We start from the raw sequence: 639 nt of genomic DNA, 5'->3' as shown, positions 1-639 counted from the left end.
GTTGCCGAATTCAGAAGTTCAAATACTTCTCGTATGGATTTATCATCTGGGGCAGTTGGATTGTATGTTACCAATAGTGGAAGCGTCTTTTTTGTGATGAGATTAGTAAATACAGTTTCAGGTGGAGTTACTTTGTTGAATATACATGGCGGCCAGGGAAGGGAGATTTCCATCGATCACCCTATTTCTCAATATATCGTATGTAGGAATGGGGCAAGTTGCGCCACCATATCATCTTTAACAATTCCCAAAAATGAGTTTCTGGCTTTGGGTTCGGTTCAAGTTTTAATGACGACCGGTCGCGAATATTGGAATGGCGTTTTAAAAGGGCAAGTTCCTATTGCTTACGATTATTCAGGCGGGACAATACCAAATTCTCTTTATCTCGGCAATGGGAATCTCGATGCGGACATCGCTGAAGTTCTATATTTTAACACTGATCTTTCTGAAACAGATGTAGAAAAACTATTCCTTTACGTGAATGCAAAGTATAAGCTTTTACCATTGTAACACTAAAGCAAATCCCTTCTGCAAGGTTTAGCAAAAAGATGAACTTCTTTTTATAAAAAAATACGAGTTGCTAATCTAGACGTTACAAACCAACAAACATGTGATATATGGAATCCATTGGGTGGCGGG

General features: G+C 38.8%; 1 pseudogene. It reads left to right on the top strand.

The annotated features are described in order from the left end of the window. Window positions 1–510: pseudogene (locus tag JWG41_RS20405) on the top strand (DUF5018 domain-containing protein); the annotation flags it as partial. Window positions 511–639 lie beyond the last annotated feature (129 nt).

This window comes from Leptospira chreensis, from assembly GCF_016919165.1.
Lineage (GTDB): Bacteria > Spirochaetota > Leptospiria > Leptospirales > Leptospiraceae > Leptospira_A > Leptospira_A chreensis.
This window is presented reverse-complemented; position numbering and strand designations above follow the sequence as displayed.